This window comes from Gudongella sp. DL1XJH-153 (assembly GCF_049310905.1).
In the GTDB taxonomy this organism is placed as follows: domain Bacteria; phylum Bacillota; class Clostridia; order Tissierellales; family Tissierellaceae; genus Gudongella.
This window is the reverse complement of record NZ_JBMEMN010000089.1, coordinates 1-587: the sequence shown is the minus strand read 5'-3', so window position 1 is coordinate 587 and position 587 is coordinate 1. Positions and strand designations below refer to the sequence as shown.

The following is a 587-nucleotide window of genomic DNA, read 5'->3' as shown; positions in this document are numbered from 1 at the left end:
GGGTTCTTTTTACTGTAGGCTGATTTTGCAGCGCGAGCTTCAGGTGTCCACCAATCCTTCCTGGCCGTGGATTTCCATTGTTGAGGAATAACGCTACCGTCATGTAAATGAAAGATGAGTTCATCTGTTCCATTCACCACAACTTTTTCAACTTGATCCAGAAAAAAATCTTCATCAAATTCCTCTAAGCCGAGTACCTGGGCACAGACACCTTGGAGTATCTTCTCAGGGATGTTTTTAGCGCTGCACTCTGACACGCCTTTACGGTCTTTAGTCTGGCAAGTCCAAATGTAATAAACATCACTTGAATGCTTGCTTTGTCTTTTGCCGCTGCGCCTATAGCTGACACCGCAGTTTCCACACTTTATCTTGCTTGTAAAGCAGGTGGTGTTGATTGATGGATTTGCGAAAACACCCAACTTTCTTCGCCTTGCGATTTCAGCTTGTACCTTTTCATAAGTTTCTAAGTCAATTATTGCTTCGTGAGAATCTTCTACCCAGTACTGAGGTAGTTCTCCGTTGTTGGGCTTTAACTTGTGTGTGATATGGTCCTCAATAAAACCCTTTTGTAAAAGCATGTTACCGGT

General features: G+C 43.1%; 1 protein-coding gene. It reads right to left on the bottom strand.

From position 1 onward, the window contains the following. Window positions 1–587 (bottom strand): recombinase zinc beta ribbon domain-containing protein (locus ACOEN1_RS13480; protein ID WP_422487408.1); only part of this gene is annotated, 587 nt, incomplete at both ends.